The sequence below is a fragment of the Caballeronia sp. LjRoot34 genome (assembly GCF_964253815.1).
Classification (GTDB): Bacteria; Pseudomonadota; Gammaproteobacteria; order Burkholderiales; family Burkholderiaceae; genus Caballeronia.
Map to the genome: position 1 here is coordinate 1,556,176 of NZ_CAXUSB020000003.1, position 26,311 is coordinate 1,582,486.

Below are 26,311 nucleotides of genomic sequence, written 5' to 3' on the forward strand. Positions count from 1 at the left end.
AATCTGTGACCATGGATAAAACAATAGCGATTTTAGGCACTCGCGGAATTCCCGCGAGCCACGGCGGATTCGAGACGTTTGCGGAGCGACTGGCTCTTTATCTAGTCGAGCGGGGATGGCGCGTCACGGTCTATTGTCAGGGTCTGGAAGGCGACGAAATCCGTTACGAGGACGTGTGGAAGGGTGTGCACCGGATTGTCATACCCGCGCGCCGGCAGGGTGCATTGGGAACGATGGAATTCGACTGGCAGTGTGTACGCGATGCGGCAAGACGCAAGCCTGATCTCACACTCACCCTGGGTTACAACACGGCGGTGTTTTGTCTCTGGCTGCGGTTGATGGGGGTCACCAATCTGATCAACATGGACGGTCTTGAGTGGCATCGGCAGAAATGGCGTTTTCACGAGCGAGCGTGGCTCTGGGCTAACGAACGGATTGGCTGTTGGGTCGGAAACCACCTGATCGCGGACCATCCGGCGATTGCCGACCATTTGGCGACCAGAGTCACACGCGCAAAGATTACGATGATCCCTTATGGCGGAGATCGCGTCGATTGTAGTGATGAGGTAACTTTGGAGCTGTATGGAATTCGTTCGGATAACTATGGGATTGTGATTGCGCGCCCCGAGCCCGAAAACTCGATACTCGAGATCGTCCAAGCATTTTCGAAACAACGTCGGGACGCGAAGCTTGTTGTGCTCGGGACCTTCGATTCAGATCGAAATGCTTATCACCAAGAGGTGATTAGTGCGGCAAGCGAAGAAGTACTGTTTGTCGGTCCGATCTATGAACGTTCGACATTGAATGCTTTGCGGCAGCACGCGAGATTTTATTTGCACGGACATCGGGTGGGTGGGACGAATCCGTCGCTGGTGGAAGCTTTGGGTGCAGGCAACGCCGTCATCGCGCACGACAACGTGTTTAACCGATGGGTTGCGGGTGCGCATGCTCGTTTTTTTGACTCAGTGAGCAAGTGTGAGGAACACATGTCGGCGTTGTTCGGTAATGACGAAGAGGTCAGTGTGATGCGTGCGGCGACGATTGCGCAGTTCGAATCGGGTTTTCAGTGGGAGCGCGTGTTAGGCGCGTATGAGGCGTTGTTTCACAGGCAGATGGGATTGGGTGTGCGGCTGGGGGGCATGGCACCGGCGCGGTCGGAATCGGTTGATGGGCGCTTGTGATAACAAGGGTGCACGTAAATGACGAACCAGCGACTATGAGCTTACTTTCCAGTGCGAGTAATACTCGTGAGATATTCCCGTCAACTCCTAAGCTGGGTAGGCTTAGGATGTCTCGCGCAGGATACCCGTTTCGACCGGCAAACTTGTCATGAACATTTATCCGGTCATTCTATGTGGAGGTAGTGGCACGCGCTTGTGGCCGATGTCGCGGGGTGCCTTTCCAAAACAATACCTGAAGTTGACCAGTGACAAAACGTTGGTACAACAGACGGCATTGCGTTTGCAGGGCATGAGCGACATTTCGGCACCGGTCATCATTACCGGGAATGATCATAGATTCCTGGTGGCGCAGCAGTTGCGAGAAGTCGGCGTGGTGCCCTCGTCAATCGTGCTCGAACCAGCTCAGCGGAACACCGCGCCTGCCGTTGCGGTCGCTGCGCTGCTCGCGATACAGCAATCTCCCGACGCGCTATTGCTGGTGCTGCCTTCAGATCACGTGGTTCAGCAGGAGGCAGCGTTTGCTAATCTGGCAGCGACTGCGGCGCAAGTCGCTAGCAGCAGCCTCCTGGTCACATTCGGCATTCAACCGACTGAACCTCACATCGGTTACGGATACATTCGAAGCGGTGCGTCGCTCGCAGGCGGTGACCAGGTTTTTAAGGTCGATGCTTTTGTTGAAAAGCCGGATCTAACGACGGCGGAGCGCTTCATCCAAGAGGGTAACTACTATTGGAACAGCGGCATGTTCATGATGAAGGCGTCGACCTATATGGATGAGCTGCGCAATCACGAACCTGAAATCGCACGGTTCGCGGAGCAGGCGTTAGAGAAGGCCGCGCATGACGACGATTTTGTACGCCTCGACTCTGTATCGTTCGCTAAGTGTCCGAGCATGTCAGTCGATTATGCGGTTATGGAAAAGACCAACCGGGCGGCTGTGATCGTTTCAACTGATTTAGGTTGGAGCGACATAGGTTCTTGGACGGCGCTCGCGGCTCTCGCAAAGCTAGACGAGCACGGTAACGCATTCGTCGGCGATGTAATGACCGAGGACGTGACGAAGTCGTATGTACGAGCGGACTATCGCATGGTGGCAGCTATCGGATTAGACGACATTGTCATTGTCGAGACGGCCGACGCGGTATTGGTTGCGCATAAGGACAAGGTTCAGGACGTAAAGAAAATCGTCGAGCGCCTAAACGCGTCTGGACGAGACGAGTCGGTCACCCATCGTCGCGTGGTGCGCCCGTGGGGTTCCTACGAGGAAATCGATCGGGGCGCTCGTTTCCAGGTCAAGCGAATCGTGGTGAACCCGGGCGCTCAGTTGAGTTTGCAGATGCATCATCATCGTGCGGAGCACTGGATCGTTGTAAAGGGTACGGCACTCGTCACCAACGGCGACACGGAAAGTATGCTGACGGAAAACCAATCGACATATATTCCACTGGGCGTCGCGCATCGGCTGCGAAATCCCGGCAAGATTCCGCTTGAACTGATCGAAGTGCAGTCGGGTGCTTATCTAGGTGAGGACGATATCGTGCGGTTTGAGGACGTATATGGACGTGTGTCGGAGAGCTAAAGGAAGGTCCGCATAAATCGAGCATATTTGAGTCGCCAACTAGCGCGACGACTGCGACGATTACGGAATGAGACAAGCTAATCTGGGATTGGATTTGACGACCAAACGAACACGCAAGCGCGAGTTCCTCGACAAGATGAACCGGGTGGTTCCGTGGCGCGAATTGGTGGCGCTGATATCACTGCATGCACCCGAAGGTAAGCGAGGGCGGCCGCCGTTTCCAGTGGAGACGATGTTGCGGATCCAGCAGTTGGTTCACCCTGAGCGATCCTGCAATGGAGGAAGCGTTGCACGACGTCCCGCTGTTTCGAGAGCTTGCTGCGCTGGATAGCTGGAACATGCGTCTGCCTGACGAGAGCACGATCTTACGATCCAGGCATCTGCTTGAGAAGCATGAGCTTGCGGCCCAGATGCTCGAGGCGATCAATGGGGTGCTTGGCCGCAAAGGGCTGCTGCTCAAAGCGGGTACGGTCGCCGACGCTACGCTGATCCCAGCGCCCAGCTCGACCAAGAACGCGAGCGGTGAGCGCGATTCCGAGATGAGTTCGGCCAAGAAAGGTAATCAGTGGTGTGTGTCACGAACCTGAGCGCAAGCTTGGGATGCTGTACCGAAGATGGAAGTAGCTCAATTTTTGGTCCGTATTCATGCAGTTCCCAACGCTAAAACCACTTTCGAGATCCACCAAATTTCGAATGTGGAGAACAGTCAGGCTCAAAATGATTTGTTCAGACTTTCTTTAGGTAAATTGAGGTCGTAAGGACCTGCCTGCCCTGATCCGCCAAGCAGAGTTTTGTGCGCTAATCCGCCAACATCTTGGCAGTTTACGTCAGTCACATTACGCCGGTTAGCGGTCTATGTATGATGCGCTGCAACCGCAGAGAATTCTCATTGCTGATAAGCCATTTCTAGGCCTCCAACGGCTACGGAAGATTCATGGCGTCTATTTGGTCTCGACGATCCGGATGAGCGAGGGGTCTTCGTCATAGGGAAAAGGAAAAAGTGCGTGGCTGGAGACATCGGCGTTGTACCGAAGGATCTTCGGTCGCTTAACGGCGGATAGGTTCCAGAAGTGTTCCAGATATCCAAGAAATCTCTGCAGCGAAATCGAAGGAAAATGCGCCGTATGCGCCTGCTTGTATTCGGGCATGGGTGCTCGCGTTGTGCTCGCTGCCGATTCGGCAGGACGTATGCGTGCTCGGCAAGCTAATTCAAGCAACATTCGGTTCTCGTTGTAGTGGTTACGTACATAACGGGGATGAAGCCGAAACGGCGTGTTCAAGGCGACATCACAATCGAGATTTGCGAGACCAAGAGTTCCGCCTCGCTTCACGCGTCCTATCGAGTTGGAGCCGGTTATGTCAGGTAGATGCATTAGGAAAATAGCGGTTCACACGGGGGTTGTTAGTCTCCTCATGACTATCCATCTCGCCAGCGCGCAGTCTCTGCCAGGTATCCTCGGCCGCACGTCGGATGGATCGTGCGCCAAACCGGGCGGCTGGACACCGCTCTGCGGGAGTGATCGTCCACTTGGGCATTTCGCACCGACCTCGTCGTTCGACCGCGCCAACGCAGGACTGAGCGGCGGACTCGGCGGCGGAGTGACTCGTGGCGAGTCGCCGCTCGCGGCGTTACATGCGCGCATCAGCGGCGACCAGCCGATGCTTTCTCGGCGGGATTCATCCGGCAATTCGAATCAGTTGGGCTTGGGAAGCATAGGGGGTGGAAGCGACAGCTATCGCTGTCTCAACGGAGGATGCGCTGAACCAGCAGGCGATGAACCCGTTGGCGTCCGATTGTCTGAGCGAAGGCTTGCTGGCGGGCGGAAAACCTCTGCCGGGTTTGACGTGCAAGGCGAGTCGGGTGGCGCCGGTACGAGCGGATATTAAGCGCCATGGATATTGGAGGTTAGTGCATGACTGCGATCAAACGTGTCTTGTTTGTCCATCAAGGCGCGGAGCTTTACGGATCCGATCGCACGTTTGTGCAATCGATTCGCGCCTGTCGCGAACGATTTCCGTGCTGGAGGATAACGGTTTTTTTGCCCGAGTGCGGGCCATTGGTAAATGCTCTCAAGCCGCTTGTGGATGACATCGTGTTCGTCGACATGATTGTTCTCAGAAAGAGCACTGTCAAATCGTTGCTGTTGCATCCGGAAAAATTGATTGTCCGAGTTAGTGCGGCCTGCCGCGCAATTAAGTCGCACGACGTTGTCTACGTGAATACGATCGTCGTCATCGATTTCATCCTGGCGAGCCGGTTCTCGAGAACGCCAGTGATCATACACATGCATGAACTACCCACGGGCTTCCTCGCGAAGATTTTTTCGGGCCTGCTCTGGTGGGCGAAGGGAAGACTGATCTTCAATTCGCGTGCCACGCGCGAAAGTATCGCGCTGCTGGGAAACAAGCAGTTCGCAGTGGTCGAAAATGGGGTCGCGGGTGGTGAGGACAAGCAACGAAAACACGCAGATTGCGTGAATCTGCTCATGATCGGCAGGTTGAATTCATGGAAAGGGCAGGATTTGCTGTTGGACGCTTTGGGACAATTGCCGCGCGCGCAGCTCGACAAAGTCAAGGTCCGCTTTGTCGGCGGAGTCTACAAGGACCAGCATGCGTTTCGCGATGCCGTCGTCGCCCAATGCGACAGGTATGGCTTGCGCGCGATCGTAGAATTCTACGAGTTCGCGCCAGTTCCGGCGGACCACTACCGGTGGGCGGATGTGGTGGTTGTTCCGTCCAGGCGCCCAGAGCCTTTCGGCCTAGTAGTGATCGAGGCGATGAGCTTCGGCTGTGCGGTGATAGCGGCAAGGAATGGCGGGATGAAAGATATCGTTACTCACGACGCATCCGGTCTTTTCTTCGAGCCGGACGACGTCGAGGAACTTGTAGCGTGCATCCAGAAGTACCTCGACATGCCCGCACTTGCGCGTTCGCACGGGAACATCGGTCGCGCCGAATTCCTGAAACGGTACGACGAGCGCATCTACATTAGAAAGATTCAGGACTTTCTCGCGAATGTCGCGGGTGCCTGACCGTCTTTACTTTATTGGAGGTTGTTATGGAAGCACTGGTTCCTGTCAAAAACAGTGAACAAGAGTTGACTGGCGAGGTCGTGTGGCGGCGGGTAAACGGAGTATTGCAAACGAATAATCATAGAAGTTTACTCTGATATTTTTTCCGATCGGAAGCGATGAGAAGGCCGCTGCAAGCAGTTCTTCTATCGGAAGCTATAGGCAGGATGCGCTAGGTTCCCTGATTTATAGCCGATATTCTCGACCGCTTGTTTTGCCAAATTTTGTATTCCGATGCAAGGATGTTTGTATGCAATTTACGATTTTGATTAGGAAGTTGTGCAATGCCGTCATGTGGATATCCGTATCGTGTTTCCTGGCTTCGTGTGCGTTTTCGCCGGGGATGAAGTTCGATGCGGGCTATGAAGGTGGCGCGGCGAACGGTTTGTCGTCAGCGGAAGTCACGCCAATTACGCTCGCTATGATCCAGGCTTCCCAGCAGTCTGGCGAGCGTCCACTTGCTGACGGACTTAAACAGTTGCTTGGCGTGCCCGCACCGTACCTGATTGGTCCGAGTGATGTACTGTCGATCGTGGTCTGGGATCATCCTGAGCTGGTGTACCCAACACTAACCTATGGTGGTTCCGGAAGCATGGGTATCACCGACCCTGGTGATGGGCAAAGCGCACTGGCCGTTGCAGGCGGCGGAGGCGGAGGAGCCGCGAGCGTACCCGGCTACGTCGTGAGTCCGGATGGATTCATCCAGTTTCCCTACATCGGTCTTTTCAAGGCGAGCGGTCTGACGCAATTGCAGGTTCGCGAGAGGTTGATCCACCGCCTGTCCGAGTTCGTGACTGCACCACAAATCACCGTGCGCGTGACGTCGTTCCGCAATCAACGTGTGTTTATCGACGGCCAGGTCAAGTCACCGGGCGTACAACCGATCGACGACGTACCGATGACGCTCGTCGAAGCGCTCAGCCGGGCGGGCGGCGTGCTGCCGAGCGGTGACGCGAGCGACATTCGCATCAGCCGCGCAGGCAGGACAGTTGAAGTCAGTCTGCCGGATCTGCTAAAACGAGGTATAGACCCGGGCCGTATCGTCCTGAAGGACGGTGACATTGTGCACGTCTCGCCCCGCGAAGACCGCAAGGTCTTTGTTGCCGGGGAGGTGTTGCGCCCGGGGCCGATGCTCTTACGAGACGGTCATCTCTCGTTGAATGAGGCACTTGGTGCCGCGGGAGGTGTCAACCCCCAGACGAGCGATCCAGGCCAGATTTACGTGATAAGGCAGGTCGGGAAAGGCAAACCCGAAGTATTTCACCTTGACAGCAAATCGCCCGTTGCATTAGCGATTGCAGACGGTTTTGACCTTAGGGAAAACGACGTAGTGTATGTCGACGCAGCATCGTTGACCCGCTGGAGCAGAGCCACGAGCCTGATGTTACCTACCACGCAGCCATTCGTCGGCACTGCCACTGCACTCAGATAGCGGGTCCGACAATGAGATCCATACTTGTGGTGTGTGCAGGAAACCTCTGCCGGAGTCCAATGGCTGCGGGATTGCTGAAGCAAGCGCTGCCCGAGTGCCTGACGGTGTCGGCGGGATTTATCGCGGTGGACGGCGAGCAAGCCGACTCCATCGCCATCGACGTCATGGGGAAGCGGGGCGTCGACATCAGGGAACATCGAGCGTTGCGATTGGCACCGTGGCTCGTCAGTCAAGCCGACCTAATTCTTGTTATGACTCGAGAACAGAGGAGTGCGTTGTATCGTCAGTTTCCGCTGGCATCGGGCAAGGTCTTCCGCTTGGGCGAGCATGGTGGATACGACGTGCCAGATCCCGTGGGGCAATCCCGCATCGTTTTCGAGCAGGTCTTCGATCTCGTAAGTGTGTGTGTGGAAGCATGGGCCGCCCGCATTGAAGCCGTCAGCAAAATAACCTAAGACGTCCAGCTATGAACCGATTCGAACAACCCGCCTTCGGGCCTATGCCGCAGGACGACGTGATCGATCTTGCGAGCTATATCGACGTACTGATTGCAAAGCGCTGGCTCATCGTCAGGATCGCCGCCGCGATTTTTATCATCGGTGCCGTATTTGCCTTTCTGACCAAGCCGCTCTATGAGGGCAACATTTTGGTGCAGGTGGAGGAGAATCCGAACTCGGCGAAAAACCTGCTTTCCGATGTCTCGTCGCTCTTCGACGTGAAGACGGAAGCGACTGCGGAAATTGAAATCCTGCGCTCACGCATGGTTGTGTCAGAGACCGTCGACAATTTGCGTCTCTTCATCGACGCCAAACCTAAGCGCTTTCCAATCGTGGGTCGATTAATAGCACAGCATAACCACGGGCTTTCCGAGCCGGGTATCTTCGGTATCGGGGGCTTCGCATGGGGGCGCGAGTCGCTGGAGGTTAACACGTTCAACGTGCCACGCGAGATGGAGGGCGACAAGTTCGCGCTAACGGCACTGGCCGGCGGGAGATTCCGGATCAAGCAATCATCCAACCTTGACAATCCGCTTGAAGGTCGCGTGGGTCAGTTGCTGCGTGCGCAAACGCAAGACGGACCGATCGACGTGCTTGTGGCAAAGCTCGACGCGAAGCCGGGCGCGGAATTTACGCTCGTGCGCAGATCACGCCTCAAAACCATCGAAACCCTGCAGGATGCCATGGACATCGCTGAAAAGGGTAAGCAGAGCGGGATTATCGGCGCATCGCTTCGCGGGCCTGAGCCGGTGGTCATAGCCGCGACGCTAAACGAAATCGGGCGACAGTACGTCAAGCAGAACATCGAGCGTAAGACGGCCGATGCCGAAAAATCCCTCGCGTTTCTCGATGGACAGCTTCCGGTAATGAAGCGCGCGCTGGAGCAGGCTGAGAGCGAATACAATGCCGCCCGCAATCAACGGGGCACCGTCGACCTGAGTGAAGAGGCTAAATTGGCGTTGGCACAAAGCGTTGATGCGCAAACGCAGTTGTTTAGCTTGAAACAGAAGCGGCAGGAACTGATCTCACGCTTTGCGGTGAATCATCCCATCATTCAGGCGGTTGACAAGCGGATCAGCGCGTTGTCGAACGAGGTCGACGCGATCGCTGGCCGCATTAAGCTGATGCCAAATGTGGAGCAGGACATTCTGCGTCTCATGCGAAATGTGGAGGTGGACACCGAGTTGTACCAGGAACTGCTGCAAAATGCCGAACAGCTTCGGGTGATCAAGGCGGGGAAGGTGGGCAACGTGCGCCTTGTCGATCCCGCGGTGGTACCCGAGGAAGCGGTGTGGCCGAAGCCATTTTTGATATTGCCGATCGCCGCGCTGCTCGGGGTGGCGGCCGGGGTGGTCGTTGCTTTCGTCCGCAACGGCTTGATGGGCGGGGTGACCGATCCTCAAGAAATCGAACGGCACACGGGCCTGAACGTCTATGCGACGATTCCCTTCAGCAAGCGCCAACAAGCGATGGCTTCCCAGCTACGTGAGAAGAATGGGGGACTGCTACTCCTGACGCATGAGGATTCTTCGGACCCTGCCGTCGAGAGCTTGCGGAGCTTGCGGACGGCATTGCAGTTTGCGACGCTCGACGCCAGGAACAACCTACTGCTGGTAGCAGGGCCGTCACCGGGCGTCGGTAAGTCATTCATTTCTGCGAACTTGGCCTCGGTCCTGGCCTCTGCGGGCAAACGCGTTCTCCTTGTCGACGCCGATTTGCGCAAGGGCCGCCTGAACCACTACCTTGGCCAATCCCGCACAAACGGCCTCACGGAATTGATCTTAGGAACCGTTTCCGTCGAGCGGGCCGTTCGCAAGGGCGTCGTACCGAACTTGGACTTCCTCCCGAGCGGCACATTTCCGCCGAATCCCGCGGAGATGCTGTTGACGAGTAGCCTGGGGAAATTGCTCGATGAATTCAGCAAGCAATATGACGTTGTCCTGATCGATACGGCGCCGGTGCTCGCGGCGGCGGATGCCGGCATTCTGGCGGCTAGGGCTGGCGCAGTTTTTCTCGTGACTCGGGCTGACGAGACAACGATCGGTGAGGTGCAGGAAGCTACGAAGCAGCTCGTCAATGCTGGCGGTGAGGTGAAGGGCGTCCTGTTCAATGGGCTTGCGGCTCACACCGGACGCTACCGGTACTCGGGCAAGTACAGCCGCTACCGTTACGCCGACTACCGCTATGCGCCAGAACTTGTGTCGGACCAGTCAAACGGGAAATCCTCGTGAGCAACACATGATATGGATAATCGCTCATGCGTGAATTTCGTTCTGTGAATGGGGCGCCACAGATGCGTGCCACTTTGTCCGCGTGGCGAGGGGAGCACCGCATCGATGTGCTCGACCGGCTGCTCGCGTTGTCGATGTTTTCTTATATTGTGTGGCCTTTCTACCTGAAGATGGGCTCGTCAAAAGGGGGCGGCCTGACACCAACCAAGCTGCTATTTGCAATTTGGTTGGTGGTCGCATTACTCGGTTTTCTAACGATGCCACGGCGTTTTTCGGAGGCGTTCCGCTCCATTCGCAGTAATCGAATTCCGCTCTGCCTGTTGGTGTTGTTTGTTTTCATCCGTGGGATGAGTTGCTTCGTCGCTCCGGACCACGACTCGTCGTTCAAAGAGTTTTTCAGTACGGACTTGACATTGTGCTTTCCCATGTTCGTCATTGCGCTATTCACTGTACGGTCATGGGCATCGATTGAACTGTGTATGCGGACGTTCTTTGTCGCCGCCGTCCTTGTCGCGCTTTTCGGGATCATCGAGTGGCTTGCCAAAACGAATCCGCTTACTGCCACGCTTCAATCGTCCGATGCCGATGGGCTGATGATGATCGCGATGGACAAAACGCGCGATGGTATATACCGGGCGCAGTCGACGTTCTTTCACCCGCTCTCGTTTGGGCAGTTCTTGGTCATTGCGACTTCACTGTCGTTCTATTTCCTGACCGAGCGCTGTGTTGGTGTGCATAGGAGCACGCTACGCGCCGCACAGATAGTGTTCGCTGCCGCTGTGTTTTGCACTAACACGCGGTCGTCGGTCGGAGCGCTGTTGCTCGTTCATCTCGTCGTGATGCTCGGGGGCTCGCGTTCTTTCATCGCGCGGATCCCGGCCCGACAACAGCAGCTGGCCGCGGGTGTCATAGTGTTCGGGACCGCACTGACCGCTATCGTCGGCGTTGTCGGGCTTATTGTGATCTACGCGATCGGCCGCTCCGCAACTGAACAGGCAAGCAGCTCCGTGCGTTGGGACATGCTACAAGCTGGCCTTCCGATTGCCATTGACCATTTATGGCTCGGTTTTGGTGAAGGTTTTGGGTCAGCAGCTCTAGGTTTCCAAGGTTCGAACGACGCGTTCACCGTTGACAACATGCCACTGCTTCTAGCTATCGATTCCGGGATTTTCGCACCCCTATGTCTCTACGGGGCACTTGGACTCTGTTGCATCCGCTTCATGTCGGCACGACGCTACGCAAAAGACGCTCGCGCGCGGCGCTGTCTGGCGTTGGTGTCGCTCGCATTGATTTCATTCATGTTGACTTCGATGATTAGCTCGCTCATCCAGAACCTCGGTCTCATCTATCTGCTTTGTGCCATCGGAACAATCTGCCGCTACCGCGTAGTCAATGACGCGGCGCGTGAGCGGAGGATGCGCACGGATTTGATGGCACGCGGGCGGTTGCCCCGTGCTTAACGAATCCGCTCGAAATATCGTGCTGAACGGCATTTCTGTTGCGTCGCGAACAGCGGCTGGCACTCTCGTGTTCGTGATCAACGCTCGCGTATTTGGCGCAGAGAGTTTTGGCATTCTTATGTCATGGTTTGCAATTGGCTCTTTCTTTGCCATCCCAGCGAACTATGGTCTGGTCCCTGTCGTTCTGAGAGACTGCTCAGCGAACCCCGACCAAGCGATGGACATCATGTCGAACCTTTTGTCGCTGAAGGTGGTTCTTACCGCGATCACGCTGCCGTTCACGGTGGCGTTTGGGCTGGTGGTTGATCATGGGTTAGTGTTCGTTTTGCTGGCATGGACACAGATCGCCGATACCTTTATCGATTTTTTCATGGCGTCGCTGCGAACGAAAGGCCTGTTTCGGTACGAGGCCATCTCGTATTCGACCTACTCAGTCGCGTCGCTCGCCGTGATTTCGGCAACCGCTGTGGCGACGCATTCGCTGGAACTCGTCTCGCTGTCCTTCCTGCTTTGTCGGCTCTCGTTCGCCATCGTCACACTCATCCAAGTCGAATCAGCTTTTGCGACAAAGCTGCGCCGGATTTCGACGCAGCGGGGGCTGTCGGAGCTGCGTGGCCAATGGTCGTATGCCGCCGACGTATTGATGCAGGCCACCATGACCAGCATAGATACGGCCATCCTGCGCATTGTCGCCGGTCCGGTCGCCGTCGGCATCTATCAGGCGGGCACACGTGTGGCTTATGGTCTCCTCACCGTCGTCACCGTGCTGACAAACGTCCTGATTCCCAGGACGAGCCCGCGGGTTCACATGCCGGGAGCCGTCGCGGCGCTCGTGCGGATAATCTTGGTCTTTGCAAAGGCAGGGCTCGTTGCCGGGATGGCGAACTACGTTATCGTCGCGCTCGTAATGCCTCACGTGTACGGCGCCGCGTTTGCCGCCGTGACCGGACTGGCTCCTGCGCTGAGCCTGTTCGTAGCGGCGCGATTCGCAGCATCGGGTACCGGTATCACGCTCGTTTTGGTACGACATACGCGCGCACGCATCGCATCGTTGTTGCTGGGTTCAACCTGCCTTATCAGCCTTAGCTTTGTCCTCGGCTCGCGCTATCGCGAAGTCGGCGTAGCTTGGGCGCTCGTAGCGAGTACGGCGATCATGGGCACGGCGATGTTGTTCTTCTGTGCACGCTACTTGTGGGCGCGATCGAGGCGGGAGCGGCGCGATCCCACGATGACGCTGGACTATTGAGTGCCGGTATGAATTTTACTTACAAGCTTTGGCGACGTCGTGTCGATAGTGCTGCTAGCCGAGACACTTTGGAAAGCTCGGCAGGCTGGCGCTTGAATTTATCGATGTGCAATGGGGCGCCTAGCTTGGCGCACGGTGACATCGAGTGCTGTGAGATTCGCGACAAGCGGTGCGGCAACTCTGCCCTGCGCGCCCAGTCAGGCTACAAAGCGGTGTGCAGCCAGCTGTGCTGCACGATGCCGACCCAAGGGAAAATTGCTCAATTTGGTGGAACATGTCTGATCTAAAAAAAACGCTTACTGTCGGCCTTGCATGGCAGAGCCTCGGTTCGGAAAATCTCGGCGTTGGCGCGTTGGCGCAGTCGCAACTTGCGATACTGCGCGCGGCGGCGGTCCGCGCGAAGGTGACGATGAGGTGTATCGAATTTTGCTCTTCCGGCGCCAGCCCGACTTTAGCTGACGCGCTCGACTGTGAAGTAGCAGATGTATTTTCTCCAAAAAGAATCTTGCTTCGTAGGTCACGATTTCTCAAGCAGTTGAAGACCTGCGATGCGGTTCTGGACATTGGGGAGGGCGACAGCTTTTCCGATATCTACGGTAGCAAGCGCTTTTTCTTTCTCAGCCTTTCGAAATGCCTTGCGCTGGCATATCGGAAACCGCTTGTGTTGAGTCCGCAGACGATCGGCCCGTTCTCGGCCAGTTGGGTCCGGCTGGTAGCACGGCTGATCATGTCGCGTGCCGAACGCGTCTTTGCGCGCGACCGGCTATCGATGGACGTCCTACGTGTTGTTGGACTAGAAGCGAAGTCGGAGGAGCTCATCGACGTAGCGTTTCGCCTTCCTTTCGAGCGAGATCTGCATCGGTCGCCGGGTAGGGTTCGAGTCGGTATCAATGTCTCGGGGCTTTTGTTTAATGGCGGGTATACGGGAGCAAATCAGTTCGGCCTGGTTGTGGATTATCTCGGGTTGATAACCCGTCTCATCGAACATTTTACGGCGATGCCGGACGTCGAGATTCATCTCGTGGCTCATGTGCTGGCGAACCACCTGCCCGTCGAAGATGACTACGCTGCGATTCTGACGTTGAACAAACGGTTTCCGGATATCAAGGTGGCGCCACGCTTTGCGTCGCCCAGCGAGGCGAAAAGCTACATCGCCACGCTCGATTTCTTTACGGGCGCACGCATGCACGCATGCATTGCGGCGTTCTCAAGCGGCGTGCCGGTTGTGCCGATGGCTTACAGCCGCAAGTTCAATGGTCTTTTCGATACGTTGGGGTATCGGCATGTCGCGGATATGCGGATAGATGATACGGATACGGCGTTCCGTACGATCGTCGATGGGTTTGCCGAACGAGCACGACTTCGGGAGGAAGTTCGCGAGGGCAATGCCATCGCTCACGACAGATTGCAACGATACGAAGACTACTTGGTCCAGCTCTTGGAGAAACTGCATGCCAAACGTCGTCAGTAAGGTAGTCGCTTCCGGCCTATGCAGCGGATGCGGTGCGTGTGCGGCGGCTGGCAGCCGTGGCCCGGTGCAGATGAAGCTCGATCCAGACGGTTTTTTGCGTCCACTGGTCGAGGGCGAACTTTCCCCCGGATTCACGCATGCATTTCGCAGGATTTGTCCTGGACTGACGCTGCGCCTGCGCACTGACGCGCCGCAGACACACGCAGAATGGGGGCCTATTCATGGGGTTCGCACGGGCTGGGCGGTGGATCCGGAAATTCGCTATCGCGGCTCGTCTGGCGGCGTCCTGTCGGCTCTTCTGATCTATCTGCTGGAATCAGGGAAGGCCGATTTCGTGGCACACGTGGCCGTCTCTACGGACGATCCATTGCTTAACATCCGCCGCATCAGCAGGACGCGCGACGAGGTGCTATCCGGCGCAGGTTCCCGCTACGCGCCGGCCGCGGCGCTGGATGATATCGACGCACTGTTCGAGCTGGGTGGTCGCTTCGCGTTTGTCGGAAAACCGTGCGACGTTGCGGCCCTGCGTGCGTACCTTGCGGTTCATACGGAACGAGTCTCGCAGGTCGTAATGATCCTGTCGTTCATGTGCGCCGGCGTACCTAGTATGGCCGGCACCCATGAGGTGCTGGCGGCGCTGGGAACCAACGCTGTGGAGACAGCGAGTTTTGTGTACCGCGGGAATGGTTGGCCCGGGTTCGCCACCGCGCGTACGTTCGATGGTCGCGAACTAAAGATGGATTACGCCGCATCTTGGGGGAAGATCCTAGGTAAGCGCCTGCAGCTGCGCTGCAAGGTTTGTCCGGATGGAACCGGGGAGTTTGCTGATATCACCTGCGCAGATGCATGGTACGGTCCGGGCGGTTATCCAAATTTTGAAGAGCGTGCAGGTCGTAGTCTTATCATTAGCCGTACACACGCGGGGGAGGATTTGGTTCGCGCTGCGCTTGCCGCGCAAGCGGTTTGTGCACAGGAATGCGCGATCGATGCGATCGCGGACATGCAGCCGTACCAGCTTATGCGCAAGCAAGTGGTGCTCGGAAGGCTAGCTGCCGTGATGGTACGGCGGAGGATCATCCCTAGTTATAGTGGCCTTCGGCTTTGGCGCGCCGCGCATCGCGGCGGCTGGGGTGGAGTTCTCAGGAACGCGCTGGGCACGTTCAGACGGCTCGGCTGATTATGCGCGTAACGAACCGGGTCAACGAATCGTCCAATGTTGCTATCGTGCTGCTCAACTATAACGGCACAGCCGATACGTTGGCGTGCATTGACAGCCTGTTAGCTTCCGATAGTCCATTCAGACAACTAATTGTATGCGACAACGCTTCGACCGACGGATCGCTCGTGCGTCTATGGGCCGGGATTCGCGATCGGACGGCTGCTTTCGAAGCTGCGTGGTCTCGCTGGCGATGCCCCAAGCCTTTCGCTCTCGCGGCAATCGATCGCACGAGTGTACGCGGCGGAGCTTCCTCGGATGCTTCTGTAATTTTAGTCGACAACGAGAAGAACTGGGGATTCGCGGGCGGCAACAATGTCGGCCTACGGCTTGCGATGCGCACGCCCGACATTGAATTCTGTTGGTTGCTCAATAACGATACGACTGTTTATCCAGATGCATTGAGCGCGTTGCTTCGAGCATCGAGGCGGCGGCCTTCCGTCGGCCTGTGGGGGGCGACGGTGCTATACAAAGAACCAGCGGGACAGGTGCAGGCATTGGGTGGCGGGATGCTCAACCGGCGCACTGCGAAAACGCGCCATCTTGGCGCGTTCATGCTGGCCAGCGAGGTCCGGATGGACGATGCAGCCGCGACGAACGTTGAGTCCAACATGGCTTATGTGCTCGGTGCGTCGATGTTTGCCAACCGCAGTTGGATCGAACGGGTGGGGCTCCTCGACGAGCGCTATTTTCTCTATTACGAGGAGCTGGATTGGGCATCCCGTGCGACTGGCATCATGTCGATCGGCTACGCCCCTGAGTGCATGGTCGTACACAAGGAGGGCGCTTCAATCGGGACGGCTCCTTCGGGAGGATCAGCGATTTCGGTTCATCACCTGCATCGCAGTCGTGTCCTGTTTGCACGCCGCTTCCGATCTCACTGCCCGTCGCTGTCGATCGTGTTGCTCGCGAGCGTGCTGGAACTGGCCAAGTATTGTATGAAGGGCAAATGGCTGCTCGCCGAGGCCGGTTTCGCTGGCCTGTTGGCGGGCATGAGGCCGGTCCATGTGAACGGTGATTGGCATGAGGGCGACACTGGAGACCTACGGATATCGGGCTCCACCGCAGAGTTCTCAGTTCGAAATGGGCGGGACACTTGAAGCTTCTGATTGTGTGCAATGACGTGCCATGGCCGCCAAACAGCGGCGGTAGAGTGGATATCTGGCGGCGCCTGCGTGCGTTCCGGGCGGCTGGGATCCAAGTCAGTCTTTTGTGCTGGTGCGACGGGGCACAGGATGCGGATTTGACCGTAGAGGTCATGCACGAATTGTCATTGTACTGCGAAGGAGTTAAGGTTTTTCCGATTCGGCGCAGCGGCTACGCACTGTTGCGTCGGCTAGCTTGCCTATTGCGCATGCCTTCCCATGTTGCGTCGCGCTGGGTGGCTACGCCTCGTGCAACGGTGCGTAACTGGGCGGCCGAGATGGCTCCCGACGTCGTGCTGCTCGATGGCTTGTACGGCGGAGCGATTGCGCGCGATTTGGCTCGTGTCTTGTGCGTTCCTCTACTGTATCGGTCGCATAACATCGAGCATCTGTATATGCGTGCGCAGTTCGACCTTGCGCGGACGTTCAAACAGAAGCTTGGTTTGGCGCTGAACCTGCTCGGATTGAAGCGCTTCGAGCGCGCGACTTTCGGCGCTGCACGATGGGTCTTCGACATCTCAATCGATGATCGCATGTATTGGCAACGCGAGGGCTTTGATCATATCGACTGGCTGCCGCCCTTGGTCGATGATGAATTCAAGAAGAGTCTGTCAGAGATGACCGACAAATCTATCGACGTGCTCTATTTTGGTAACCTAAACACGCCGAATAATCTAGATGCGCTCGCGTGGCTGGTGCGCGAGGTTTTGCCTGCAGTCGACGGACCGGCACTTCGGGTCGTCGTCGCCGGATCTCGGCCAAGTGCATTGGCCATTGAGACGGTGCAGATTGATCCCCGCATCCATCTTGTTGCCGACCCAACTGACATCGCTGCACTTGTCGTAAGGGCTCGGGTTATTGTCAACCCGATGCTCGCCGGCAGCGGCGTTAACTTGAAGAGTGTGGAAATGCTGTTCTCTGACGCCCATCTTGTCAGCACGGCGATCGGGGTCAAGGGGTTGCCGCCAGAAGTGAAGCGCTGTTTCTCTATAGCCGATCGGGCCCCTGAGTTCGCCACGGCGATTGTCAAATGTCTGCAGGCGGGGCCCAGTGCAGCCGCCAATCAGGAGCGCGCTCTCGCTCGCACAAGTTTCTCAGCCCAAGGTGTGGTCGAAATCGTTACAAGACATCTTACCCAATCTGTCAAACACCACTCGATTGGCGATCGCGATGAAGCAGGCCGAATCGAGAAGCCCGTTGTGAGCGAGCCGCGATTGACGGCAGATGAAATGAAACAATTGAAATAAGGCAGACCATGACAATCAATCGCGTTCTTAACGGGGCGGCGGTGCTCGTCGGATCCCTTCTAGTTTCCGTTCTCGCTTCTGCGGCTGATCTACACGCTGTCGAGTCGCCCGGCACGCGTGTGGGCGTTTTCTACTTTCCAGGCTGGAAGGACAATGCGATTGGCGCGCCGTCGCCGCGCCCGTGGGACCGAATCAAAGCGTTCCCGAAACGCGAGCCCCTGCTCGGGTGGTATCCAGAAGGCGACGACGAGGTGATGGAGCAACAGCTGAACTGGATGCGTAGCCATGGCGTGGATTTCGTCGCGTTCGACTGGTACTGGAATGGAAAACGGCCGATGCTCGATCAGGCGGTTGCTGCCTATACTCGTGTACATACCGCCAAGCCGGGGTTTGCTTTTATGTGGGCAAATGGTGACGGGGGTGTGCGCAGCGAAGAGGAGTTCGACGAGATGATCCACTATGTCCTCGATAACTACGCCAGGCGACCGGAATACCTGACTGTGGCTGGGCAGCCGGTAATTTTTGTCCAACTTGGCCGCTCACTGGACGACAAGGCGCGGAGTTTCGGCAGTTCGGCGCAAGCCCTCATTGCCCGCGCGCAGCGTGTCGCCGAGGACGACGGGTTGCCAGGCCTATTTTTTGTAGCAGGTACGCCAGCGGACCCAGAATTTGCGACAAGCAAGGCTAAGTCTATTGGGTATGCTGCATACTTTTCGTATAACTATCATTCTGGACCAGGTAACCGGATCGGTGACGATGTGCGTTTCAGCCACACCTATAACGAACTTGATGACGGCTACCGCGCGCAGTGGAAATGGTTCATGGCCAATGGTGACCTGCCGTATATTGTGCCGATGACGTCGGGATGGGATAAGACCCCGTGGGGCGGAAGCCTCGACGCGGCGCACGACCGATCGGTCAGTACGCCCCGTGAGTTCCAAGCTCATCTCGAAGCGGCCCGGCAGTTGATCGACGCAAATCCAGCGAAGACCCTTCGCATGGGCATCGTCTGTTGCTGGAACGAATACGGCGAGGGTTCAATCGTCGAGCCCACAAAGAATGATGGCTTCGCATATCTGAACGCTATACAGGCTGTGTTCGGCAAACTTCAATCTTCTTCCAACCCATGAAAGTGCTGCGGATACTCGCACGCGAGGCGTGCCCGCGTAACACAGCGATTTTGCGACCTTCGCCGCGCATCTGCGGCTTTACTTTGTCAGTCAAGAATGGTGTGTCGTTGTCCACTACCAGCAAGAATGCGCAGGACTCGTCGTCGAAGACAGCCGGACAAGCATCGAGCCGGTTCGCATTCCCGTCATGGGAGGGGGACTGGACTCGAGGAGGCCCTAGACGCGCTGCGCAACACTGCGATCTGTGCCAGCGCTCAGCCGTGTTCAGTGCGTTGCTGCGTCTGAGAGGTGCGCCAACCCTAATTAGTCGGCCCTGAACAATCGCCAAAGCCTTTACTGACGGGCGTTTAAGGGCGAAACCGGATTGCTGGAATTGCAGGATACGGGCATATTAACGCTTGAAACCCTGCAAATTCTGACGAGGTCCGAATGGGTCCGAAAGCGCGTGTGACAGAGCAAGATTTCTTCCGCCAGCCGCTGCTTGAACAGATCAATTTAAAGCATCCTCTGGTGCGTTTGGCCAGTCTGATTGATTGGGCACGGCTGGGCGCAGCGATGAGCGAGAGCTTCGTATCCCGTGCCGGACGACCGGCGACTTCACCCCGCCTGATCGCAGGGCTGCTTTATTTGCAACACGCGTTCGACCTGTCCGACGAGGAAGTCGTATGGCAATGGGTCGAGAACCCTTACTGGCAGGTCTTCACCGGCGAGACGTTTCTGCAAACCGAGCCGCCGATCGATCCGTCGAGTCTGACACGCTGGCGCAAGCGTCTCGGTGAAGCGGGTATCGAAGAGCTGTTGGGGGCGACGATTGAGGCGGCCAAACGTGCAGGCGTGATCAAGGCGTCGAGCGTGAAGCGCGTGATCGTCGACACGACGGTAATGCCCAAAGCAATTGCCCATCCAACCGATTCACGCTTGCTGGAGCGGTGCCGTGAACATCTGGTCAAGGCCGCCGCCCGCCACGGCATCAAGCTCAGACAGAACTACAACCGCGAGGCGCCGCGCCTGGCACTGCAGATTGGCCGCTATGCGCACGCCAAGCAGTACAAGCGCATGAGGAAGACGTTGCGCACGCTGCGCTCGCGCGTGGGCCGGGTGATGCGCGATGTCGAGCGGCAGATCGGTCGAGCATCGGACTCAGGTCGCGCTGCGCTGCTGGAGTTGATTGCCCGTACGAGGCGGATTCTGTCGCAAAAGCCCAAGGACAAGAACAAGCTCTATGCGCTGCATGCACCGGAAGTTGAGTGTCTGGCCAAAGGAAAGGTTCGCACGCCGTATGAATTTGGTGTGAAGGTGTCGATCACGACGACTCACAAGGAAGGGCTGGTAGTCGGCGCGCGCTCGATGCCCGGCAATCCGTACGACGGGCACACGCTGGCTGAGGCGTTGGAGCAGGCGGCAATCCTGAGCGATGCGAGCCCGGAAGTGGCGATTGTTGATCGCGGCTACAAGGGCGTCACGATCGACGGTGTGAAGATCTACCACCCCGGTTTGAGGCGTGGCATCACGCGTGGACTAAGGGCGATGATTCGACGGCGAAGCGCGATCGAGCCGGCCATTGGTCACATGAAGACGGATGGCAAACTCGATCGGAACTGGCTCAAAGGCGCACTAGGCGATGCGATACACGCGGTGCTGTGCGGCGCCGGCCACAACCTGCGGATGATCCTCAGGAAGCTGCAGTTTTTTTACGCCTTTATGCTGGCCCTGTTGTTGAACACGCTCGCTTGCAAGTCCCTTTCGTGACTCAACCCGCAGCGAGCAAAATCTATTGTTCAGGGCCGACTAATTAATTTGGACGACATCGAATGGTCACGGGCTAAGTGAGGCAGGGTTGGAAAGACGTCGTTTTATCTTAACTAGCAGGCCGGGTGCTGGCTCGGCAATTGCCATATCGCCGACCACCCGGAAATCAAGCACTATCTGTTGAGCCGAGTGAGGGCCGACAGGATCACGACGATCCCCCGTGGCACTCCGGCAGTTCTCGCTGCTCCGCTAACCGCCGCACGCGCTTAATCTCTCGTGGCCGGCTGTTTCCTCACGGTAATCGCGCCGCTAGAACCCCAGGACTCTGCCCTCGATATCGTGCGGGGTTTTTCGATGAAGTCGCGGCCACAATCTCGTAGTGCTGGAAAATTATGCGCCATCCGGTAACGCCTATCATTGAGCGGTGCTTGACGCAGCAAGCAGTGAAGTCGTATTTGTCGGCGCAATCTACGACAGAGCGGTGGTCGAGGCAAAGAGATTTCATCGTGCCGCTTACATGCGCGGCCACAAAGTCGCTGGAACCAAGCCGTCCCTTGTCGAGGCGGTGGGTACGGGAAACGCCGTCATCGCGCGCGACAACCGTTTTAGTCGCTGGGTTGCCACCAATGGTGCCCGGTTTTCCGGCTATCCCGATTAACTTTCCGTTGTTCTCGACGAATTGCTCGGCGACCCGAAAACGCCGGCCGGGATGCGCGCGAGGAGTTGCCAGCGTTTCGAGGCCGTGCTGACCTAGCGAAGGGTATGGCACAGCATAAGGCGCTGCTTTCTGATACGTCGGACGAAGCGGTGCTGAATGTAGACAAGCTGACCTACGCCGGCAATCTGGGTACGCTCGGGTCGCAACAGGCAAATCCCCGGCATGTGTTCATACGAGCCGATATCTGCGATCGCGCTGCACTCGACGCGCTCTTCACCGAGCGCAAGCCGCGCTCCCTGCTGCACTTCGCTCCTGAAAGCGAGGATGCAATTACCAGCTACTCGCGTCAAATAACAAGGTGCGCTGGTTCACTGCTTTTCTCTGCTGGGTGCCTCTGTCAAGGGGATTCTCCAATGGCTTTGGATATTTTGTCGAATATCCGATGCGCAATCTCAATCATGCCCCGATCACTGGGGTGCATCCCCACGCCGGGGTTGTCGATTTGGCGCTCGTTCCGCGCAACATTCTCGGGGATGGACGACAGTCCGGAAATATCGACATAGATGCCTCCGGCGTTCCGGCAGGTTTCCTCGATGATCTTGTCGATCGCTGGCGATGTCCACCATGTTCCTATGCATGCAAGCACGCCGTTGCGGGGCTTCGATGCCTTGATTACATTGGAGTACACGGGAGAAAAAGTATCTTCGGTACCTTTAGGAACGTTGTCTCCGAGTTCGATGACGATCACTTCATAATCCTGCGGATGCAGTGCGGCAAGCGTCTGAATAGAATAGGCAGAAGCCTTCGTTTCGATGTCGCTCGCATTGATGCGCGTTACACGCCACGGACCCGAGCTCGAGGCCGTGGACAGCAGATCTGCGAGTTGCGAAACATAGTCAGCGCCTAGCTTGCTCGCGGCCATCCCCCAGTCTCCGGTCCATCCTAGTGTGGACGACGGCCCGTGACGCGTGATTGAGTTTCCGATGGCCAATAACCCGTGGTTTCCGGACTCGGCAGGTTGAGTGTTCGCGTTCACTGCGAATTGTGCGAGAAAAATGATGACCAGGATTCGAATGACGTTGCGGTAAACCATTCCTATTCCTTTGCAGCTAAAGACAGGCCCGGGTAAGGACCGGTAAGTTTGTTCAGAAAATCTGCAGCCCTTCGGCTAAGCGGTTTTTCTATCCAATTGAAAACACATTGTCCGAGAAAGACGGACGCGGAGAATGCGGCCAGTATCAGGATGGGGATCGAATGAACATGCATCTTGAACAGGACGACACAAATAGCGGGCGCTACGATCGGATGTATCAGGTACAGGGAATAGGATCCTCCGCCGAGCCTTACAAAGAACGCTTTGAATTTTGGGGCAAAAGTGAATTCGACCGACAGGAGCGCCGCCACGATGAGAACCGCTCCGATATTGAAGTTCAGGAAAAGCCGGTGCAGGAGCATGCTGACGTCGTCACTTGCAATACAGATGATTCCGGCTGTGAGGGCTACCGCAGCCACGTAACGCGGCAGGCGATGTCCTCGCTTATACATGCTGGCGAGGAACATACCCGCCACGAAGAGAAGGTTTATATCATTGAGACAGACCCGCGAGGCTGCAGTCTGTGGGGATACAAACAACGCCAGCGAACACATGCTGATAATTATTCCCGAAGAAAACAAGACGGGTTTTTGGCGGAGTAGAAGGGAAAGCGAAAAAATATAGTAGAAGAGCATCTCATGCAGGAGTGTCCAGGCGACGCCATGAATCGGTCGAACATCCCCTTCGGAGTTCGTCATCGGAATCAAGAAGTAGGACCCGAGCGTATGAAGGATATCGGGTCTGTTGTGCAGCACTGCGGCCGGTACCGCAATTGCGATCGCTACCTTAAAGGTCGTGATGACCCAGTACAGTGGGAATATCCGAGCAACGCGCTTTCGAAGGAAATAAGCCGCACCCTTAGCATTCCGTTCTAGCCTTGACCCTGATAGCGCCATGACGAAGCCGCTAATGACAAAGAATAGTGGTACTCCGGCTTCGCCGACATGCCATACGTGCAAACCGGGATCAACACGCTCATGCAGATAGAACGTTATATGGGTGATCAGTACCACTGCGGCTGCGACGAAGCGCAGCACCTGGACATTATTCTCGTACTCAGTGGTTGGGCGTGTCGGCGTCATGGGTTATACCTGAGTGGAGTGGCGTGAGTCGAATGAAGGTTGTGATCTTCCGCTCCGCACGTTCGCGGGGCGCCCCATGCGGTGGAGCATTCAGCTGCACATGACTGCGTCGGATAATCCTGCAACGCAATGGCCACGGATTCCAGGCAGTTTTCCACCGCACCAACGTTGACATAGGAGAGGCCAATCATTGCCTCTTTCGATATAAGCGACCCTGGTGGCGGCTCAACGATACACCAAGCGAATGATTCGATTCCGTCAAAACATGGAAGTACGCGGCTAATCCATTTGCGGCCCTTAGTTAGACTGATAGATGCAAATACTCAATTCAGCACGATTAGTCTTGCCGTGTCAAAAAAGTTTCGGCTAGCCGCCGCTCCACTCTTCCGGAATTGATCCTGCTACTAAAATTTATCGACTTTTCATAACACCGTCTTCGGGCCGTTTAAATGTTTTCGCTGTGCGATTTTCATCATTGCTTCTCAGTTCTTTGCAAACCTTATTTTATCCGGGCATACCTTTGCGTATTCGCCAAAATTCGTGGCGAATTCAGCCACACCACACTACACAATCCTTGACGATGTCGGCACGATTCTTCCGTAGGACAGATTAAATTATAGATTTACTTTCTTTTGCAATCTCAGAAGTCAGAAACGCTATTATAAGAAGGGGTCTCCACTGACAAAGGCGGAGAAAGACGGAAGCAATAGCATATTTGAGAAGTAACTGAGGTGATCACCGTCGAAAAGTAGCGGCTTACCGTCTCGGTACGCATGACATTCATAGCCAGGGCAAAGCACTATCATCGGATCCCAGACTGACAAGCCAGGAATGGCCGTTTGCATCTGTTTGTAGGATGCCAACACCGGTGCACGCAAGTCGTCTAAGAGCGAACGCGGCACTGACATCCCTTGAGAGCAGATCGGGTTCTCTCGGTTGAACCAGTCAGCGCAACGATAAGGGATACTCTCAAGCATTGGCGTAGGTGCTTCGAATACGATGCGCGCGCCACGTGCTGCGATTTGCCTCAAGATAGGGATGGCATTTTCGACATCCCTTTGTCGGTGTTCCTCCGCAATCGGGCTGAACATCACGTTTTTAGCAAAATCGACCCCAAAAAATGCCCATTGGTCGACCATGCGCGGTAGCCGTAATGATGCCAAAAATACGATATCTCCGGGTTTGATGAGCGGAAGCATATCAGCGACCGCGGCGTCGTCGAACGCTTGGCAGCTCACTTCGCGCCCCGGCACAGGCAGTAGGCTGATGAATGGGCAACCAGCTTTGTTGTACACGTAGACTTTGGCCCCAGTCCGGATAGCGAATTGCTTCAACATCCCCGTGTAAGCGATCGCGTGAGAATCACCTAAAACAAAAACATTGTGTGGGAACGTGACTGGAGCGTCGCAACGCGAACGTTCGTTGATCCAGAAAACTCCATCGTTAAAAGATCGTTTTGATGAGTCCCCCACCGAACAACCGTTGTTGCCATGTGCCAAGTGCGGACCTTCTGGATACCAAACATCCATGTTGCGCGACACGGTACTGAGTGAAATTCTAGGCTGAGCGTACGAAACCGCCCCTGAAAGTAGGCAGCCCGAGAATACGAGTACCGCCCCCGCAGCAATCAACCTCGGTTTCTGCACTTGCTGGGCGGCTTTTCGGGGTGGCTGCTCGACGAAGTAATACGACAAAATGGCAAGAACTGTAGCCGTACTCAACGCGGCAAACTGCCAAACGTACGAATCGAGTCCGACCGTCCATCTGAACAACACGAACACGGGCCAATGCCAGAGGTAGAGCGAGTAAGATATCTTGCCGACGAAAACCATTATCCGGCTTGTCAGCAAGCTATGTGATATTCCGCCTTTACGCCCGTGTAGAGTACCCAAGATCATCGCTGTTCCCGCTACAGGAAGAATACCCGCCGGGAACGGCGCTGCATCCGATCGTGCAACTATCAGGCCCATGACCAACAAACACAGCCCAAGGTCAGCTGCCATTCCGCACCATGCCAGATAAGGGCTTTTCTCTCTAAACGAATGGCCACGTATGTGCATTATTTGGAACAGCAACACACCGGCTCCGAGCTGCCAAAAGCGGGACCAGATCATATAAAAGGCCTGCGTTTTGTCGGTTCGTCCAAGCCATATTGCGCAGATGAACGAGGCGATCACCGCCGTAGCAAAAAGGCAGATTGATGCCGCACGGCTGCTGCGCAGCCACAAGATAAACAACCACGGAAACACAAAGTAGAACTGCTCCTCAACCGCGAGCGACCACGTGTGCGTGAAAGGATTGAATTCGACAATGGGGGAGAAATAGTTCCCAGCATTGGCAGCAAGGACAAAATTTGACAGGCCGAGGAAGGCAGATAGGCCCGTTTTGTTGTTCGTATCCGAAAGCCATGCGTGCGGTATCAGCAGTGCCGACGCGACAAATGTGACAAACAAGCAAACGACGAGTGCCGGTGCGATACGTATTAGGCGCCGCGCATAGAAGTAGGTCAAAAAGCGAGTTAGGTTGGCTCTTCCGATATCGCTGACCGATATTGCGACGACGAAGCCAGAAATCACAAAAAAAACGTCGACTCCTGCGAAACCACCTGGAAGCCAGTTCGGATTCAGGTGGAATGCGATAACGGAAAGCACAGCAATGGCGCGTAGGCCGTCAATGTAAGACGCGTGGAAGGGCCTTTTTTTGATCATTTTTCGTAAGCGCTTTTAAGTCGGACTGTTTGTTGAGCCTGCTAGCAGGCGAATCCATTCTGGGCACGTGCATGCGATCCGGCCGCAGTGTCCGCCACCTCGTTATACACAACCG

Annotated in this window: 20 protein-coding genes and 2 pseudogenes; 18 read left to right on the forward strand and 4 right to left on the reverse strand. The window is 56.2% G+C overall.

Translation table 11 applies throughout. The annotated features are described in order from the left end of the window. Positions 1–11: 11 nt before the first annotated feature. The 3 genes and pseudogenes from ACSQ36_RS37880 to ACSQ36_RS37890 all read left to right on the forward strand — a co-directional run. The gene (locus ACSQ36_RS37880) at positions 12–1,181 is read left to right on the forward strand and encodes a DUF1972 domain-containing protein (RefSeq protein ID WP_436186470.1); all 1,170 of its coding nucleotides are present in this window, start codon (positions 12–14) and stop codon (positions 1,179–1,181) included. Between the two features lie 148 nt (positions 1,182–1,329). Beyond that, a complete protein-coding gene (locus tag ACSQ36_RS37885) occupies positions 1,330–2,760 on the forward strand; it encodes a mannose-1-phosphate guanylyltransferase/mannose-6-phosphate isomerase (protein WP_436186074.1) in 1,431 nt (476 codons plus the stop codon). A gap of 67 nt (positions 2,761–2,827) precedes the next feature. Further along, positions 2,828–3,329 (forward strand): annotated as a pseudogene (locus ACSQ36_RS37890) (transposase); the annotation flags it as partial. Positions 3,330–3,701: 372 nt separating this feature from the next. Here the strand turns inward: ACSQ36_RS37890 and ACSQ36_RS37895 are convergent. Beyond that, positions 3,702–3,908 (reverse strand): hypothetical protein, encoded by a 207-nt coding sequence (locus ACSQ36_RS37895; RefSeq protein WP_436186075.1) that lies wholly within the window; start codon positions 3,906–3,908, stop codon positions 3,702–3,704. A gap of 265 nt (positions 3,909–4,173) precedes the next feature. Between ACSQ36_RS37895 and ACSQ36_RS37900 the strand changes: the two genes are divergently transcribed. From ACSQ36_RS37900 to ACSQ36_RS37970, 15 genes and pseudogenes are all read left to right on the forward strand, one after another. Continuing rightward, on the forward strand, positions 4,174–4,647 hold the full coding sequence (locus ACSQ36_RS37900) for a hypothetical protein (protein WP_436186076.1): 474 nt from the start codon (positions 4,174–4,176) through the stop codon (positions 4,645–4,647). A gap of 329 nt (positions 4,648–4,976) precedes the next feature. Beyond that, entirely contained in the window at positions 4,977–5,792 is an 816-nt protein-coding gene (locus tag ACSQ36_RS37905; RefSeq protein ID WP_436186077.1) for a glycosyltransferase family 4 protein, read from the forward strand. Positions 5,793–6,081: 289 nt separating this feature from the next. Next, a complete protein-coding gene (locus ACSQ36_RS37910; protein WP_436186078.1) occupies positions 6,082–7,263 on the forward strand; it encodes a polysaccharide biosynthesis/export family protein in 1,182 nt (393 codons plus the stop codon). Positions 7,264–7,274: 11 nt separating this feature from the next. Next, the gene (locus ACSQ36_RS37915; RefSeq protein ID WP_436186079.1) at positions 7,275–7,718 is read left to right on the forward strand and encodes a low molecular weight protein-tyrosine-phosphatase; all 444 of its coding nucleotides are present in this window, start codon (positions 7,275–7,277) and stop codon (positions 7,716–7,718) included. 11 nt (positions 7,719–7,729) lie between these two features. After that, entirely contained in the window at positions 7,730–9,991 is a 2,262-nt protein-coding gene (locus ACSQ36_RS37920) for a polysaccharide biosynthesis tyrosine autokinase (RefSeq protein ID WP_436186080.1), read from the forward strand. Positions 9,992–10,017: 26 nt separating this feature from the next. Continuing rightward, complete coding sequence (locus ACSQ36_RS37925) at positions 10,018–11,451, forward strand: O-antigen ligase family protein (protein WP_436186081.1); 1,434 nt, start codon at positions 10,018–10,020, stop codon at positions 11,449–11,451. A 19-nt stretch (positions 11,452–11,470) separates the two neighbouring features. Continuing rightward, positions 11,471–12,697: a lipopolysaccharide biosynthesis protein gene (locus tag ACSQ36_RS37930; protein ID WP_436186471.1), complete on the forward strand. Its 1,227-nt coding sequence runs from the start codon at positions 11,471–11,473 to the stop codon at positions 12,695–12,697. A gap of 226 nt (positions 12,698–12,923) precedes the next feature. After that, positions 12,924–14,168 (forward strand): polysaccharide pyruvyl transferase family protein, encoded by a 1,245-nt coding sequence (locus ACSQ36_RS37935; protein WP_436186082.1) that lies wholly within the window; start codon positions 12,924–12,926, stop codon positions 14,166–14,168. Further along, positions 14,149–15,345, forward strand: coding sequence for a Coenzyme F420 hydrogenase/dehydrogenase, beta subunit C-terminal domain (locus ACSQ36_RS37940; RefSeq protein ID WP_436186083.1), 1,197 nt, complete (start codon positions 14,149–14,151; stop codon positions 15,343–15,345). Before ACSQ36_RS37935 ends, ACSQ36_RS37940 begins: the two co-directional genes overlap by 20 nt. 47 nt (positions 15,346–15,392) lie before the next feature. Beyond that, on the forward strand, positions 15,393–16,484 hold the full coding sequence (locus ACSQ36_RS37945; RefSeq protein ID WP_436186084.1) for a glycosyltransferase family 2 protein: 1,092 nt from the start codon (positions 15,393–15,395) through the stop codon (positions 16,482–16,484). Positions 16,485–16,627: 143 nt separating this feature from the next. After that, entirely contained in the window at positions 16,628–17,776 is a 1,149-nt protein-coding gene (locus tag ACSQ36_RS37950) for a glycosyltransferase (RefSeq protein ID WP_436186085.1), read from the forward strand. An 8-nt stretch (positions 17,777–17,784) separates the two neighbouring features. Continuing rightward, positions 17,785–18,906 (forward strand): glycoside hydrolase family 99-like domain-containing protein, encoded by a 1,122-nt coding sequence (locus tag ACSQ36_RS37955; RefSeq protein WP_436186086.1) that lies wholly within the window; start codon positions 17,785–17,787, stop codon positions 18,904–18,906. A 429-nt stretch (positions 18,907–19,335) separates the two neighbouring features. Next, entirely contained in the window at positions 19,336–20,655 is a 1,320-nt protein-coding gene (locus tag ACSQ36_RS37960; protein ID WP_436186087.1) for an IS5 family transposase, read from the forward strand. A 424-nt stretch (positions 20,656–21,079) separates the two neighbouring features. Further along, entirely contained in the window at positions 21,080–21,313 is a 234-nt protein-coding gene (locus ACSQ36_RS37965; protein ID WP_436186088.1) for a hypothetical protein, read from the forward strand. Positions 21,314–21,450: 137 nt separating this feature from the next. Then, positions 21,451–21,633, forward strand: a pseudogene (locus ACSQ36_RS37970) (dTDP-glucose 4,6-dehydratase); the annotation flags it as partial. A 77-nt stretch (positions 21,634–21,710) separates the two neighbouring features. Here the strand turns inward: ACSQ36_RS37970 and ACSQ36_RS37975 are convergent. From ACSQ36_RS37975 to ACSQ36_RS37985, 3 genes are all read right to left on the reverse strand, one after another. After that, positions 21,711–22,406: a hypothetical protein gene (locus ACSQ36_RS37975; RefSeq protein WP_436186496.1), complete on the reverse strand. Its 696-nt coding sequence runs from the start codon at positions 22,404–22,406 to the stop codon at positions 21,711–21,713. A gap of 2 nt (positions 22,407–22,408) precedes the next feature. Continuing rightward, the gene (locus ACSQ36_RS37980; protein WP_436186089.1) at positions 22,409–23,488 is read right to left on the reverse strand and encodes an acyltransferase family protein; all 1,080 of its coding nucleotides are present in this window, start codon (positions 23,486–23,488) and stop codon (positions 22,409–22,411) included. Between the two features lie 659 nt (positions 23,489–24,147). Then, positions 24,148–26,196, reverse strand: a complete 2,049-nt coding sequence (locus tag ACSQ36_RS37985; protein ID WP_436186090.1) for an acyltransferase family protein — start codon at positions 26,194–26,196, stop codon at positions 24,148–24,150. Positions 26,197–26,311 lie beyond the last annotated feature (115 nt).